A 13,443-nucleotide genomic window follows, 5' to 3' on the forward strand; every position below is an offset into this window, starting at 1 on the left:
GCACGAGTCACCCACGCGCATACACCGGAGGCCCGACATGGCCGAGCCCAAGAAGCTCTACATCAAGACATATGGATGTCAGATGAACGTCTACGATTCCGAGCGTATGGCCGAGGCGATGGGCGGCGCGGGCTATACCGAGGTCGCGAGCGCCGATGAGGCGGACATGATCCTCTTGAACACCTGCCACATCCGCGAGAAGGCCGCCGAGAAGGTCTATTCCGAGCTTGGACGGTTTCGTGACCTCAAGGACGCCAAGCCCGGTCTGAAGATTGGCGTCGCAGGCTGCGTTGCGCAGGCCGAAGGCGCCGAGATCATGCGCCGCCAGCCCTTGGTGGATCTGGTCGTCGGTCCGCAAAGCTATCATCGCCTGCCCGAGATGGAGGCGAAAGTGCAGCAGGGTGGCACCGCGCTGGACACTGATTTTCCCGAAGAGGACAAATTCGAAAAGCTGGCCCGACGTCCCAAGGCTAGGCGCGGCCCGACCGCGTTCCTGACCGTGCAGGAGGGCTGTGACAAGTTTTGCGCCTTTTGCGTCGTGCCTTATACGCGCGGCTCCGAGGTTAGCCGCCCGGCTATGCGCGTCATCGACGAGGCCAAGGATCTGGTCGAACGGGGCGTGCGTGAAATCACCCTACTGGGCCAGAACGTCAACGCCTATCACGGGGCAGGGCCCAAGGGCGACGACTGGACGCTGGCCCAGTTGATCTGGGCGCTGGCCGAGGTCGACGGGCTGGAGCGTATCCGATTTACCACCAGCCATCCCAACGACATGGGCGACGATCTGATCGAGGCGCATGGCAATTGCGCCAAGCTGATGCCGTATCTGCATCTGCCGGTCCAATCTGGCAGCGATCGGATTCTCAAGCGCATGAACCGCAGCCATACCGCCGACAGCTACATTCGCCTGATCGAGCGTATCCGCCAAGCGCGGCCCGACATGCTGCTGTCGGGCGATTTCATCGTCGGATTTCCCGAAGAGACCGAAGAAGATTTTCGCGCGACGCTGCAATTGATCGAAGAGGTCCGCTATGGTCAGGCCTATTCGTTCAAATATTCGACCCGACCCGGCACCCCCGCCGCCGAGCGTGCGCAGGTGGACGGCGATGCGGCGAGCGAACGTCTGCACCGGCTGCAAACTCTTTTGACCCGCCAGCAGCGCGAAATTCAGGAGGGCATGGTTGGCCGTGAGGTTGACGTGCTCTTTGAGCGGGCAGGGCGGCAGCCGGGCCAGATGGTGGGCAAGTCGCAATATCTGCATGCGGTGCATGTCACCGCACCAGACGCTGCGCCCGGTGATATGGCGCGTGTGAGGGTCGTGGAAACGAGCACGAATTCGTTGGGCGGCGCGCTGATCTGATTACTTCGTCGGCGCATCGGCTGTTTTCAGATGCAGGGCGCGACCCCCCGCATGTGGTGCGCTTGCGTGCCAAACCAACGATACCTTGCCTCATCACTCTGAACTTGCGCGTGTTTATGCTTCACAATGTCGGCATAACTGCTAGGGTTCGTGCGCAATATTGTGTCTGGTTGATGCTAATTTCTGGCATTTTTCAGATGGGGGAACAGTAAAGGGGTTTGGTAGTGACAGAAAGACTTTCAAGGTCGGTGCGCAAGGTCATGGGAGCATGTGCTGCCATCGCCTTGGGCGGGGCTGTCGCGGTAACGGGTATGATGTCGGGCGGGGCCGCATTGGCCCAGCAGGTTACGGTGATCGGCGAAACCTATATCCCGACGATCTGGGTCGATCCGGACGGCTGCGAACATTGGGTCATGGATGACGGCTGGGAGGGCTATATGTCGCCCCACACCAACCGTCAGGGCATTCCGGTTTGCCGCCGGGGCAATGTCTGCGGCGTGATAAACTCTGACCAATACTTTCGCACCGACAGCGCGAATATCAGCGCGCGGGGACGTCAGCATCTGGTCAATTTCTTTCGCCAGACCGGCGCTGTGTCCTATATCATCACCGGTCACACCGATAGCCGTGCCTCGGATGAATACAATATGAACCTGTCGCTGCGTCGTGCCAATTCGGTCGCGCGTCTCGCTCAGCAAAGCGGTGTGCGCATTGCCGACGTGCGCGGTTACGGTGAGCGGATGCCAAAGGCGTCCAACAACACGGCCGCCGGGATGCAGCAGAACCGCCGCGTCGAAATCATCTGTATCCGCTGAGGAGGGCGTTCAATGAAAAGCGTTAAAATCGTGGCTCTTCTTTGTGCGGCAGTTGCATTGGCTGCATGCGAGCAAACAGCGAGTGACAAGACCGTCGACCGCGGCTTTGATTCCAAACACCTGAGCCAGCTGAAGGCCGGTGTCTGGATTGATCCCAACGGCTGCGATCACTGGATCATCGACGATGGCGTCGAAGGATATTTGTCGGCGCGACTCGACAAATACGGCAAGCCGGTCTGTTCGGGCTCTGCCCCGCCCAACACGGCGACCGGGCCATTCAAGAGCGGCTCGGCCCTCTCGGGATGAATTTGAGCGGTTCGCCGTTTCACGAGGATGCCTGACGGAGCGGCGTTTTTGCGCTTTGCAGTCGGTTGGCGCTTGTCTTTGGCGTTCCTTCTTGAAACCATGACCCAGAAATCATTTTTGACGAACGCGAGGCGGAAACACGATTGGCCAGCACAACAAAGCCCGGCGCACCCGAAGTCAATGATCTGCATCATCAGACCATCGAATTCCCCGACAACTTTCTGCTGATTGACCTCTGCGGTGAACATGACCGCAATCTGGCCGAGATCGAGAATACGCTGGACGTTCAGATCCTGCGGCGCGGAAACCATCTGGCCGTGCATGGCGAGGAGGGGCAGGTAGCCGAGGCCGTCCAGGTGCTTGAGGCGCTCTATCAGCGGCTGGAGACCGGCAAAGAGGTCGCCCATGGCGATATCGACCGCGAGCTGCGCATGGGCGGCAGCGAGGCGTCAATCCCCCCCGATCCGAACTATCAGCTAGAGATGTTCAAAGGCGGCCGAGTCGAGATCAAGACCCGCAAAAAGCTGGTCGAACCACGCACCGAGGCCCAGAAGGCCTATGTGCGCAGCCTCTTTGAAAAGGAACTGGCCTTTGGTATCGGCCCCGCCGGCACGGGCAAGACTTATCTGGCCGTCGCAGTGGGCGTGTCGATGTTCATCGAGGGGCACGTGGATCGAATCATCCTGTCGCGCCCTGCCGTCGAGGCGGGCGAGAAACTGGGCTATCTGCCCGGCGACATGAAGGACAAGGTCGATCCCTACATGCAGCCGCTCTATGACGCGCTGAATGATTTTCTGCCGGGCAAGCAACTGGCCAAGCTGATCGAGGACAAAAAGATCGAGATCGCGCCGCTGGCTTTCATGCGAGGCCGCACGCTATCGCGTGCCTACGTGGTGCTGGACGAGGCGCAGAACGCAACCACGATGCAGATGAAGATGTTCCTGACGCGCCTCGGCGAAGGCAGCCGTATGGTGGTGACGGGGGATCGCACTCAGATCGACCTGCCGCGCGGTGTGGCATCGGGCCTGCATGACGCAGAGCGCCTGCTTAATTCGATCCCCAAGATCGGCTTTAACTACTTTACCGCCAAGGACGTCGTGCGCCACCCGCTGGTCGCCGCAATCATCGAGGCATATGAGGCGGATGGCTAAACACCCGAAAACCGTGCGGAAAATGGATATTTTCCGTGTCGGACTGTGGGCGCAGTCCGGAACCGCGCCATGCTGATCGACGTCATGACAGAGGACCGCCGCTGGCGCGCTCTGGACCTCAATGCGCTGGCCGACCGTGCGGCAGAGGCAACGCTGACGCATCTGGGGCTGAATGCGGACGATTTCGAAATTAGCCTGCTGGCCTGCAACGATACCCGCATTGCCGTGCTCAACGAGGATTTTCGGGGCAGGCCGCAGCCGACCAACGTGCTTAGCTGGCCCAGCGTCGAGCGCGGTGCGGATCGCCCCGGCGGCGTGCCTGACCTGCCACGTCCCGGCCCTGATGCAGAACTGGGCGACATTGCCATTGCCTATGAGACCTGCGCCGCCGAGGCCGAGGCGGGCGGCAAACCGCTGAGCGATCATACGACGCATCTGATCGTCCATGCGGTCCTGCATCTATTGGGTTATGATCACATTCGTGACGAAGATGCCACGTTGATGGAGACCTGTGAGGTTGCCATCCTTGGCAAACTGGGCATACCTGACCCATATAGACCGTGATGGGCGGGCGCTGAGGCGCACCCGCTTCTACAAGCATTTGGATGAAAGACGCATGGGCGACAGTACCGACAGTTCCTCTAGCGCAGCGCATGGCGCGCTGCCCGAGAGGCCAGTAGTGGACGACGACGAAAGTAACGGATTTTTCAAGCGCATATTCGGCGCTTTCAGCCCGTCCGACACCGATTCCGGCACGGATGACGGCAGCAACGAGACCGCCGAGCGTCACGGGCAGGGCCTGATCAACCTGCGCGACAAGGTGGTCGAGGATGTCGCTATCCCAAAGGCCGACATCGTATCAATCCCCGCCACAATCACGCAGGGCGAACTGGTTCATGTGTTCCGCGACAGTGGCATGACCCGCTTGCCGGTCTATGAGGGCACGCTGGATTCGCCCATCGGCTTTGTCCACCTCAAGGATTTCGCGCTGCGCCACGGCTTTAACGGGGACGCCGAGGATGCGTTTTCGCTGGCCGACATGCTGCGCCCGCTACTTTATGTGCCGCCGTCGATGCGGATCGGCATTCTGCTGCAAAAGATGCAGAGCGACCGGCGACACATGGCGTTGGTTATTGATGAATATGGCGGCGTCGATGGCCTCGTCACCATCGAGGATCTGATCGAGCAGGTGCTGGGCGAGATCGAGGACGAACATGACATCGGCGAGGACGACTACTGGACCGAGGAAAAGCCGGGCTGCTACATCGCGCTGGCCAAGACCCCGCTGGAAGAGTTCGAGGCGCAGATCGGCCAGTCGCTGACTGATGTCGACATCGTGGACGAGGAAGAGATCGACACGCTGGGCGGTCTGGTCTTTATGCTGCTAGGCCGCGTGCCGGTGCGCGGCGAGGTGGTCGAGCATCCCAGCGGCATCGTTTTCGAGGTGGTCGAGGCCGATCCACGCCGGATCAAGCGTTTGCGCGTGCGCGTGCCTTATGCGGGCAGCCATGCCTGACATGGCGTCGTGGCTGGGCGCGCGATCGCCTCGCATCTTGGCGGTGATCGCCTTCATTCTGGGCGCAGTGGCTGCGCTGGGACAGGCGCCGTGGTCGCTTTGGCCGCTTTCGATTCTGGCCTTTGGGGGGCTGTTCGGCTGTTTTACCGCGGCGCGCACTGTCCGCCGCGCGGCGTGGACAGGTCTTGCAGGCGGGGCCGGGTATTTTGCTGTCGCGCTCAGCTGGATCGTCGAGCCATTTCTGGTCGATGTGGCGCGCCACGGATGGATGGCGCCATTCGCGCTGGTCCTTATTTCGGTTGGGTTTGCCCTGTTCTGGGCGGGGGCGCAGGCCATCGCGCGCGCCTTGGGTGGCGGTGCATGGGTCTGGACCAGTGTCCTGACACTTTCCGAGGCGTTGCGCGGTTGGCTCTGGACCGGATTTCCATGGGCGCAGCCGGGGCATGTGTGGATTTCGACACCCATGCTACGCTGGAGTGCATATGGCGGTGCGTTGCCTCTGACCTTTCTGCTTCTTATCACCGGGGCTGCGATCTGGCATTGTGCGCAGGGGCGCTGGCGCTCTGGCGCAATAGGCCTGGGTGTGACCATTGCACTGCTGATCGGCGGCGGCATGATGCCCGGTGCGCCCCGGCCCACTGCGGACGCGCCCGTTGTGCGCCTCGTACAACCCAACGTGCCACAGGATGAGAAATGGGATCCTGACCGGATGGGGTTTTACTTCGACCGGCAGATGGCCTTTACCGCTGCGGGTGCCGTGCCCGATCTGATCGTCTGGCCCGAAACCGCGCTGCCTGTGCTGCTGAACCGCGCGGACGGGGTAATCGCGCAGATCGCACAGACCGCTCGCGGCGCGCCGGTTGTTCTGGGTGTGCAGCGGGCCGAGGACGCGCGTTACTACAATTCGCTTTTGCTGCTGGATGGGCAGGGTCGGCAGGCGGCACTTTATGACAAGCATCATCTGGTGCCGTTCGGGGAATACATGCCGCTGGGCAATTTCATGGCCCGGTTCGGTATACGCGGCCTCGCACAGCAGAGCGGCTATGGCTATTCGGCAGGGCCGGGTCCGCAGCTGATCGATATGGGCGCGCTGGGCAGCGCGCTGCCGCTGATCTGCTACGAGGGTGTGTTCGCGCGCGACGTGGCGGGCGCGCCGGGAAGGGCCGATTTCCTGCTGCTGATAACCAATGACGCATGGTTCGGGAAGCTGTCAGGCCCTTACCAGCACTTGGCGCAGGCCCGCCTGCGCAGTGTCGAGCAAGGGTTACCGATGATCCGCGCCGCCAATACCGGCGTCTCGGCGATGATTGACGCCGCCGGGCAAATCATCGCACAGATCCCGCTGGGCGAGGCGGGGTATCTGGACACGCCTCTACCTCCGACGGGGGCGCCTACGCTCTATTCGCGCACGGGCGATTTGCCGTCCTTGCTGCTGCTGTTCCTATTCGCCGCCGCGCCTGCCGGGCTGCATAGGCGCAGAATTGCACGTGCTGCGCGCGGATAGCGATTGACCTTTGCCGAGAGCACGGTCTACCCAAAGAGGCACCCGTCGCAACGGCTTCCTGGCGCGACGGGATATCACAATGGAGCGACCTCAATGGCACGACAGAATTACACGCTGACCTCCGAGTCCGTCTCGGAAGGGCATCCCGACAAGGTGTGCGACCGCATATCCGACGCAATCCTCGACGCATTCCTGACCGAAGAGCCGGAGGCGCGCGTCGCCGCCGAAGCCTTTGCCACCACCAACCGGGTGATAATTGGCGGTGAAGTGCGCCTGTCCGACGAAGACAAGCTGATCAAGCTGCGCGATAGCATGGCCGGTGTCGTGCGCGAGTGCGTCAAGGATATCGGCTATGAGCAGGACAAGTTTAACTGGAAAACACTGGAGGTGACGAACCTTTTGCATGCGCAGTCCAAGGATATCGCGCAAGGCGTCGACGCATCGGGCAACAAGGATGAGGGCGCAGGCGATCAGGGTATCATGTTCGGTTACGCCACGACCGAGACCAGCGATCTTATGCCCGCACCGATCCAGTATAGCCACGCGATCCTGCGCCGGCTGGCCGAGGTGCGCAAAGACGGCACCGAGCCGCTGTTGCTGCCTGACGCCAAGAGCCAGCTGTCGGTCGTTTATGAGAACGGAAAACCGTCGCATATCAGCTCGGTCGTGCTGAGCACCCAGCACGAGCAGTTTGCCAACAAATCCGATGGCAAGGAATTGACCCCAAGAGACGTGCGCGACATCGTGGAGCCCTACATTCACCTAGTCTTGCCCGACGGCTGGCTGCGCGATGATACCGTATGGCACGTCAATCCGACCGGTGTTTTTGTCATCGGAGGCCCCGACGGCGATGCTGGCCTTACGGGTCGCAAGATCATCGTCGATACCTATGGCGGCGCGGCCCCGCATGGCGGCGGCGCGTTTTCGGGTAAGGATCCGACCAAGGTCGACCGCTCGGCCGCCTATGCCGCGCGCTATCTCGCCAAGAACGTCGTGGCCGCAGGTCTGGCCGAGAAATGCACGATCCAGTTGAGCTATGCGATCGGGGTGTCCGAACCGCTGTCGATCTATGCCGACACGCATGGCACCGGCGAGGTCGATCCGGCCGCGATCGAAAAGGCAATCCGCGAGTGCATGGACCTCAGCCCGCGCGGCATCCGCCAGCATCTATCGCTGAATCAGGCGATTTATCAGCGCACCGCCGCATACGGTCATTTCGGTCGCGCACCCGAAAGCGATGGCGGCTTCAGTTGGGAGCGCACCAATCTGGTGGACAAGCTGCTGTCTTGCCTCTGAGTTCGGCTTAACAGGAATGCGCTGGCGGATACGTCGGCCTTTTTCCACGCGGCGGCCCTGACCAGGCCGCCGTGTTGCGTTTGGCTGGTGCCTGCGCGAATGTCCGGTGGGGCGCTATTGGCGATCTTGCGCGTCCGGGCTGGCCGGGATAGAGCCTGCGGCCATGATCAAGGACAGGCATCCATCGGGCGCGCCATGGCGCAATTTTTACGGACGGTTCAAGGGCAAGGCCCTGCGCCGGACTCAGGAAATTCTGCTGGAGGAGGATCTGGATGCACTGTCGCCCGGTCCGGTCGGCTGGGACGTCAATCCGGATCGCGAAAATCTGGATCTGAACGCGCTGTTTAGCGGGCGGGATCTATGGCTTGAGATCGGCTTTGGCGGTGGTGAGCATCTGGCGCATACGGCTGTTTCGGAGCCTGATGTTGGGTTCATCGGATGCGAGCCCTATCTGAACGGCGTCGCCATGCTGCTGGCCAAGCTTCGCCGCGTGGACACGCCGAATGTGCGGGTGCATCCGGGGGATGCACGCGACGTCTTTGACGTATTGCCGGAAGGGTCGGTGGGGCGGGCCTATCTCCTCTATCCCGACCCTTGGCCCAAAGCGCGCCATCATCGACGCCGCTTTGTCACCAAAGAGCATTTGGCCCCGCTGGCGCGTGCGATGCGCCCCGGAGCGGAACTGCGTGTGGCGACCGACATCGAGGATTACGTGCGCCAGGCCCTAGAAGAAGTGCCGCGCTGCGGGTTCGAATGGCTGGCCGAAGGGCCGGATGACTGGCGCCGCCCTTGGGATGGCTGGATTTCGACGCGGTACGAGCAAAAGGCGCTGCGTGAGGGGCGTGTGCCGCATTACCTGCGGTTCAAGCGTCAATAGCCCGCCAGTTTCTGGCTGAGCCGCTCCAGCATCTCAAGACATTGGACCATCTGGTCCATAGCGACGAATTCATCCGCCTTGTGCGCCTGCTCGATCGAGCCGGGCCCGCAAAGTATGGCAGACATGCCGAGCGACTGAAATATGCCCGCCTCGGTGCCGAACGGCACGACGTCGGCGCCGTTCGCGCCGGTCAGCTCCATCATGATGTCGCGCGCCTCCGAGACTTCGGCAGGGATCAAGCCCTCGACCTCACCGATGGTTTCGGTGCGGATATCGGCCTGCGGATAGACGGCGCGCATGGCGGGCAGCAGGATGTCGGTGCAGTAGTGATGCAGATCCTGCTTGACCAGTGCGAAATCCGACTGTTGCACGGGTCGCATTTCCCAGTCGACCTGCGCGGTCGAGGGGATCACGTTATGCGCAACGCCTCCGATCAGAGCGCCGGTATTGATCGTGGTCCAAGGCGGATCAAAGCGGCTATCCTTCGGGGCGCGGGCGCGCAGCGTGTCCTTGAGCGCCAGCAGGCGCGCGACAAAGCGGGCAGCGTATTCGACCGCGTTCACGCCCATATCGGGCCCCGATCCGTGGCCTGCCAATCCGGTGAAATGCGTGCTGTATTCGCAGCAGCCCTTGTGGCCCTCAATTACGCGCATCATCGTTGGCTCGCCGATCAGGGCTACGCCGGGGCGCAAGCCGCGCGCTGTCAGTGCCTCGGCCAGCGCGCGGGCGCCAACGCAGCCGGTTTCCTCGTCGTAGGTGAACGAAAAATGGAGCGGGCGCGCCCCGATCCGCTGCGCAAAGATGGGTGCCATAGCAACGGCGGCAGCGATAAAGCCCTTCATGTCGCAGGTACCGCGCCCATAAAGGAGGCCATCGGCCTCATGCAGTGCAAACGGATCGGTCGCCCAGACCTGATCGGCCACCGGCACCACGTCACTATGGCCCGATAGAACGATACCGCCATCCCCCTCGGGACCTATGGTTGCAAAGAGGTTTGCTTTTTTTCCGGCAGCGTCCTGCATCACCTCGACCCGCGCGCCTGATGCCTCAAGACGGGCGGCGAGGTAGTCGATGATATCAAGATTACTGTCCTGCGAGACAGTGGGAAACGCGATCAGCGAGCGCAAAAGAAAGAGCGTGTCATCGATGGGCAGGGACAAGGGCTGGCGGCTCCTGTTGCTGAGTTCCGGCGCGCGGGGCGAGGTGGGTGCGCGCGCCTGATATCAGTCTTGGCATGCGCGAGGGGCTGTGCCAAGTATTGAGCGAAAATCGCAGCTTATCTTTGCTGGGCCGCGATTGCGGCCCTCTCGCGCCCCGGATTGACGAAGATCTATTCGTGGAGTTGAAATTTTTCCGTGGTCGGCAGGAAGGCTCTGACAATTGGGGGCTGAAGAAAGGTCGTCAGCCGGAATTGATCGTATCAATGAGGCCTCTTAAAACCTCTTGGCTCTGCTCAGACATCCAGCCAAATCGTCACTGGGCCGTCATTGGTCAGCGCGACCTGCATCGACGCACCAAAGCGTCCCGTTTCGCATGGCACACCATGGCTGCGCAGATTCTGCGCGAAGCTTTCGTAGAGGCGCTTGCCCTCGTCTGGCGGTGCGGCGCTTGAAAAGCCGGGTCGATTGCCGCTGCGCGTGTCAGCGGCCAGTGTGAACTGGCTGACCACCAATGCGCCGCCACCGATGTCGCGCAATGATCGGTTCATCTTGCCCGCATCGTCCGGAAAAATCCGCAGCTTGGCGATCTTGGCGGCTAGTGTTTCGGCCTTACCCTCGTCGTCGCCCAGCATGGCGCAAACGAGGATCAAAAGCCCCGGTCCGGTCTGGCCGACGACCTCGCCCTTCACCGTGACGCTGGCATGTGTGACGCGTTGGATGAGGGCGCGCATGGGGTTTTCCTTTTGGCTTTCGGGCAGGGTGTGCCGGTTTTGCGTCGATCAAAGCGCGCCCTGTTGCACCGCGAACGCGAAACCTACCGCCCCGGCGACCAAAAGGCCCAGCAAGATAGCAAAACCAATTTTCCACGCCGACCACGGCCGCTCGCCTTGAACGCGACCGGTGCGCCCATTGACGACAAAGCGGTAGCTGGTCCCGCGGTACTTGTAGGCGGCCATCCAGACGGGCAGCAGAATATGCTTGAACGAGGCGCCGTCGATCTGGGTCTCGATGCCATGGATCCGCTGTCGGTCGCCGCCGATGTCGAATTTGACATCGCGCGCGATCACGCCGTCCATATGAGCGCGTGCCTCGACATATCCATCCTCGATCTGAACCGTATAAGCCTCGGCCGAGAAACCGGCGAGGAATTCGGGGCTGTAAGGCTCGAGCGCCGCCAGATCCCATGGAGGTAATCCATCGGTGTAGCGCTTGGGCAGGGCGTGCGAGGCCAGAACCAGAATATCATCAAAGGCGCGCGCAACGCGGCCCGAGACGCTGCGCCAGCGTACTTTGGCCACGCGAATGGTCTGCCGCTTGCCGTCGCGCATGACGGTGCGCGTCTCATAATAGACGGTGCCGCGCTCGCCGCGATAGGACGACCGGGTGGCGGCGTCGAACGTCCAGTAGGGCACGTAGATGCCCTGCATCTTGCGACCCTTGCGCGCGTAGTCCTTGAGGCCCGAGGGCGCGAACCACAACTGGCCCAGCCAGTCATTCATCGCGGCGCGCGCCGTGCGCTCGTCCAGACCAAAAGGCAACACGCCGCGCGGTTTGAACCGCCGCTGCGTGCCGGTGCCGGTCACCATGGGCGTCGCGCAGAATGGGCATTCGCCCGCATGGGCATCGCCAACCAGCGTGACCTCTGCGCCGCAATTGGGGCATTTCATCAGCGGCGTACGCTGGGTCTCCTCGGCGGGCAACTGCGCAGCGAGGGCGGCGGCAAGGTCAAGCTCGCTCAGGGCGTTTTCCCATGGACCGTCGCCTGAAATCTCTTGGCGATTGCCGCAATGATCGCAGATCAGCGCGCCGTCGCCGGGCGCATAGCGCATGTCGGCGCCGCAAGTGTCACACGGAAAGCGGTGCTGGGTCGCGGCGGGGGCGTCACGGTTGGGCGAAGGCATGAGGTGGCCCATTTGATCTGAGTATTTGCAAGAACGATGAAGCGGGGGCGCTTATGCCGGGGGTGGAGGCGGTGGCATGACGGTAAAGAGCTGGGCCAGGTCCGGCACGTCCTCGGCCTTTAGCCAGCCGTCCTGACCTGCGGTCCAGACCATGGCGCCGCGCGCCAGATCACCGGATGCGGCCATGCGGCCCAATGCGGCGCGCGAGAAAGGTCCGCGCGTCTCGCCATTTTCGGCGATATGCCAGACACGTTCGGGCTGAGGCGGCGGTGGTGGCGATTGTGGAGCTTGCGCGGGGCGCGCGCCCCATGGGCCGGACTGGCCGCTCATTTGTTGGGCCATCGCCATACCCATCCCCATGCCGAGACCAGCACCCATGCCACCGCCGGAGGGGTTTTTCGCCGCGTCGGTCATCGCCTCGGCGGCGGAATACTGCGTATAGGCGCCCAGATCGCCTGCGAGCCCCATGGACGTGCGTTTGTCCAGTGCCTTTTCCACGGCGGGGGGCAGCGAAATGTTCTCGATATAAAGTTCGGGGATGGTCAGGCCGTAATTTGCCACCGTCTGGCTGATCGCGTCTGCCACCAGCTTGCCCAGATCGGCGGTGTTGGCTGCCATGTCGAGCACGGGGATGCCCGAGACGGCGATGGCGCGGGAAAACTCCTGCACGATGATGTTGCGGATCTGAAAGCTGATCTCGTCCTGGGTGAATTCGCCGTCGGTACCGACAATCTCGCGCAGGAAAACAGCGGGATCGGCGACGCGCACAGTATAGGTGCCGAAGGCGCGCAGGCGGGTAGGGCCGAATTCCGGATCGCGCATCATGATCGGGTTTTTGGTGCCCCATTTCAAATCGTTAAAGCGGGTCGTGTTGACGAAGTAGATCTCGGACTTGAACGGGCTTTTGAAGCCGTGATCCCAATGCTGGAGGGTCGTCATCACCGGCATGTTGTTGGTTTCGAGCATGTAGAGGCCGGGGGTGAAGACATCCGCCAACTGTCCCTCGTGGACGAAAACGGCGGCCTGCCCCTCGCGCACGGTCAGCTTGGCTCCATACTTGATCTCGTGGCCCTCGCGCTGGAACCGCCAGACCATCGTGTCGCGAGTGTCGTCGGTCCAGTGAATGACGTCGATGAATTCGCCGGTCAGAAAGTCGAAGATACCCATGGCGCGGTGCCCCTCAGTCGCTCTTGTTCGCGCGGGAGTGAAGCATGTTTGTCCGGCGGTGCCAAGCATTTGCCTGCAGGGCGTGTCGCCAGCATCTTGCGTGCGGCAGCCGCGCCGAAGAACGGGCGGGTGGCCTCGGTCCGCAAGGGGCCCGGCGGGGTGGCCCTCGCGCGGCGCAGACCGGGCATCCCGCCCCAATGCGCCTAAATCTGCCAGCCAGAGATATCCATGAAGCTGCCCGAATCGTTGATGAATGAAACGAACTGGTCCTCCTGCGTGGCGGTGCCGTCGCCGACGCTGTCGAGTTCCGGTCCGTCGGAATTGTCGGTGTAGGCCCGATCAAACTGCACGCCGCCTAGATTTGCCGCAACCGCATCCCTGATTGAGGCC

At 62.2% G+C, this 13,443-nt stretch carries 14 protein-coding genes and 1 riboswitch; of the genes, 9 read left to right on the forward strand and 5 right to left on the reverse strand.

The genetic code is table 11. The features are described 5' to 3' along the window. Positions 1-37 precede the first annotated feature (37 nt). From miaB to trmB, 9 genes are all read left to right on the forward strand, one after another. Positions 38-1,360 (forward strand): tRNA (N6-isopentenyl adenosine(37)-C2)-methylthiotransferase MiaB, encoded by a 1,323-nt coding sequence (gene miaB / locus U3654_RS05540; protein WP_324754353.1) that lies wholly within the window; start codon positions 38-40, stop codon positions 1,358-1,360. Positions 1,361-1,671: 311 nt separating this feature from the next. After that, on the forward strand, positions 1,672-2,175 hold the full coding sequence (locus tag U3654_RS05545; RefSeq protein ID WP_324755230.1) for an OmpA family protein: 504 nt from the start codon (positions 1,672-1,674) through the stop codon (positions 2,173-2,175). A gap of 12 nt (positions 2,176-2,187) precedes the next feature. Then, positions 2,188-2,481 carry a hypothetical protein gene (locus tag U3654_RS05550; protein WP_324754354.1) on the forward strand — a complete coding sequence of 98 codons (294 nt, stop codon included), beginning with the start codon at positions 2,188-2,190 and terminating at the stop codon, positions 2,479-2,481. A 143-nt stretch (positions 2,482-2,624) separates the two neighbouring features. Beyond that, positions 2,625-3,632: a PhoH family protein gene (locus tag U3654_RS05555; protein WP_324754355.1), complete on the forward strand. Its 1,008-nt coding sequence runs from the start codon at positions 2,625-2,627 to the stop codon at positions 3,630-3,632. A gap of 69 nt (positions 3,633-3,701) precedes the next feature. Beyond that, positions 3,702-4,196 carry an rRNA maturation RNase YbeY gene (gene ybeY / locus U3654_RS05560; RefSeq protein ID WP_324754356.1) on the forward strand — a complete coding sequence of 165 codons (495 nt, stop codon included), beginning with the start codon at positions 3,702-3,704 and terminating at the stop codon, positions 4,194-4,196. 52 nt (positions 4,197-4,248) lie between these two features. After that, the gene (locus U3654_RS05565) at positions 4,249-5,148 is read left to right on the forward strand and encodes a hemolysin family protein (RefSeq protein ID WP_324754357.1); all 900 of its coding nucleotides are present in this window, start codon (positions 4,249-4,251) and stop codon (positions 5,146-5,148) included. Then, positions 5,141-6,652, forward strand: a complete 1,512-nt coding sequence (gene lnt, locus U3654_RS05570; RefSeq protein WP_324754358.1) for an apolipoprotein N-acyltransferase — start codon at positions 5,141-5,143, stop codon at positions 6,650-6,652. The genes U3654_RS05565 and lnt overlap by 8 nt, the downstream gene beginning before the upstream one ends. Positions 6,653-6,691: 39 nt before the next feature. Then, a riboswitch (SAM-SAH riboswitch) is annotated at positions 6,692-6,739 on the forward strand. 6 nt (positions 6,740-6,745) lie between these two features. Then, positions 6,746-7,948, forward strand: coding sequence for a methionine adenosyltransferase (gene metK, locus U3654_RS05575; protein WP_324754359.1), 1,203 nt, complete (start codon positions 6,746-6,748; stop codon positions 7,946-7,948). A gap of 163 nt (positions 7,949-8,111) precedes the next feature. After that, complete coding sequence (trmB, locus tag U3654_RS05580; RefSeq protein ID WP_324754360.1) at positions 8,112-8,825, forward strand: tRNA (guanine(46)-N(7))-methyltransferase TrmB; 714 nt, start codon at positions 8,112-8,114, stop codon at positions 8,823-8,825. Here the strand turns inward: trmB and argE are convergent. The 5 genes from argE to U3654_RS05605 form a co-directional block, all read right to left on the reverse strand. Continuing rightward, positions 8,819-9,985, reverse strand: a complete 1,167-nt coding sequence (gene argE, locus U3654_RS05585) for an acetylornithine deacetylase (RefSeq protein ID WP_324754361.1) — start codon at positions 9,983-9,985, stop codon at positions 8,819-8,821. The genes trmB and argE overlap by 7 nt on opposite strands. A 293-nt stretch (positions 9,986-10,278) precedes the next feature. Further along, complete coding sequence (gene dtd, locus U3654_RS05590; RefSeq protein ID WP_324754362.1) at positions 10,279-10,716, reverse strand: D-aminoacyl-tRNA deacylase; 438 nt, start codon at positions 10,714-10,716, stop codon at positions 10,279-10,281. Positions 10,717-10,764: 48 nt separating this feature from the next. Continuing rightward, positions 10,765-11,886: a TFIIB-type zinc finger domain-containing protein gene (locus U3654_RS05595; protein WP_324754363.1), complete on the reverse strand. Its 1,122-nt coding sequence runs from the start codon at positions 11,884-11,886 to the stop codon at positions 10,765-10,767. Positions 11,887-11,937: 51 nt separating this feature from the next. After that, the gene (locus U3654_RS05600; protein WP_324754364.1) at positions 11,938-13,053 is read right to left on the reverse strand and encodes an SPFH domain-containing protein; all 1,116 of its coding nucleotides are present in this window, start codon (positions 13,051-13,053) and stop codon (positions 11,938-11,940) included. 203 nt (positions 13,054-13,256) lie between these two features. After that, a complete protein-coding gene (locus tag U3654_RS05605) occupies positions 13,257-13,403 on the reverse strand; it encodes a hypothetical protein (RefSeq protein WP_324754365.1) in 147 nt (48 codons plus the stop codon). Positions 13,404-13,443 lie beyond the last annotated feature (40 nt).

Source organism: Roseovarius sp. Pro17, assembly GCF_035599575.1.
In the GTDB taxonomy this organism is placed as follows: domain Bacteria; phylum Pseudomonadota; class Alphaproteobacteria; order Rhodobacterales; family Rhodobacteraceae; genus Roseovarius.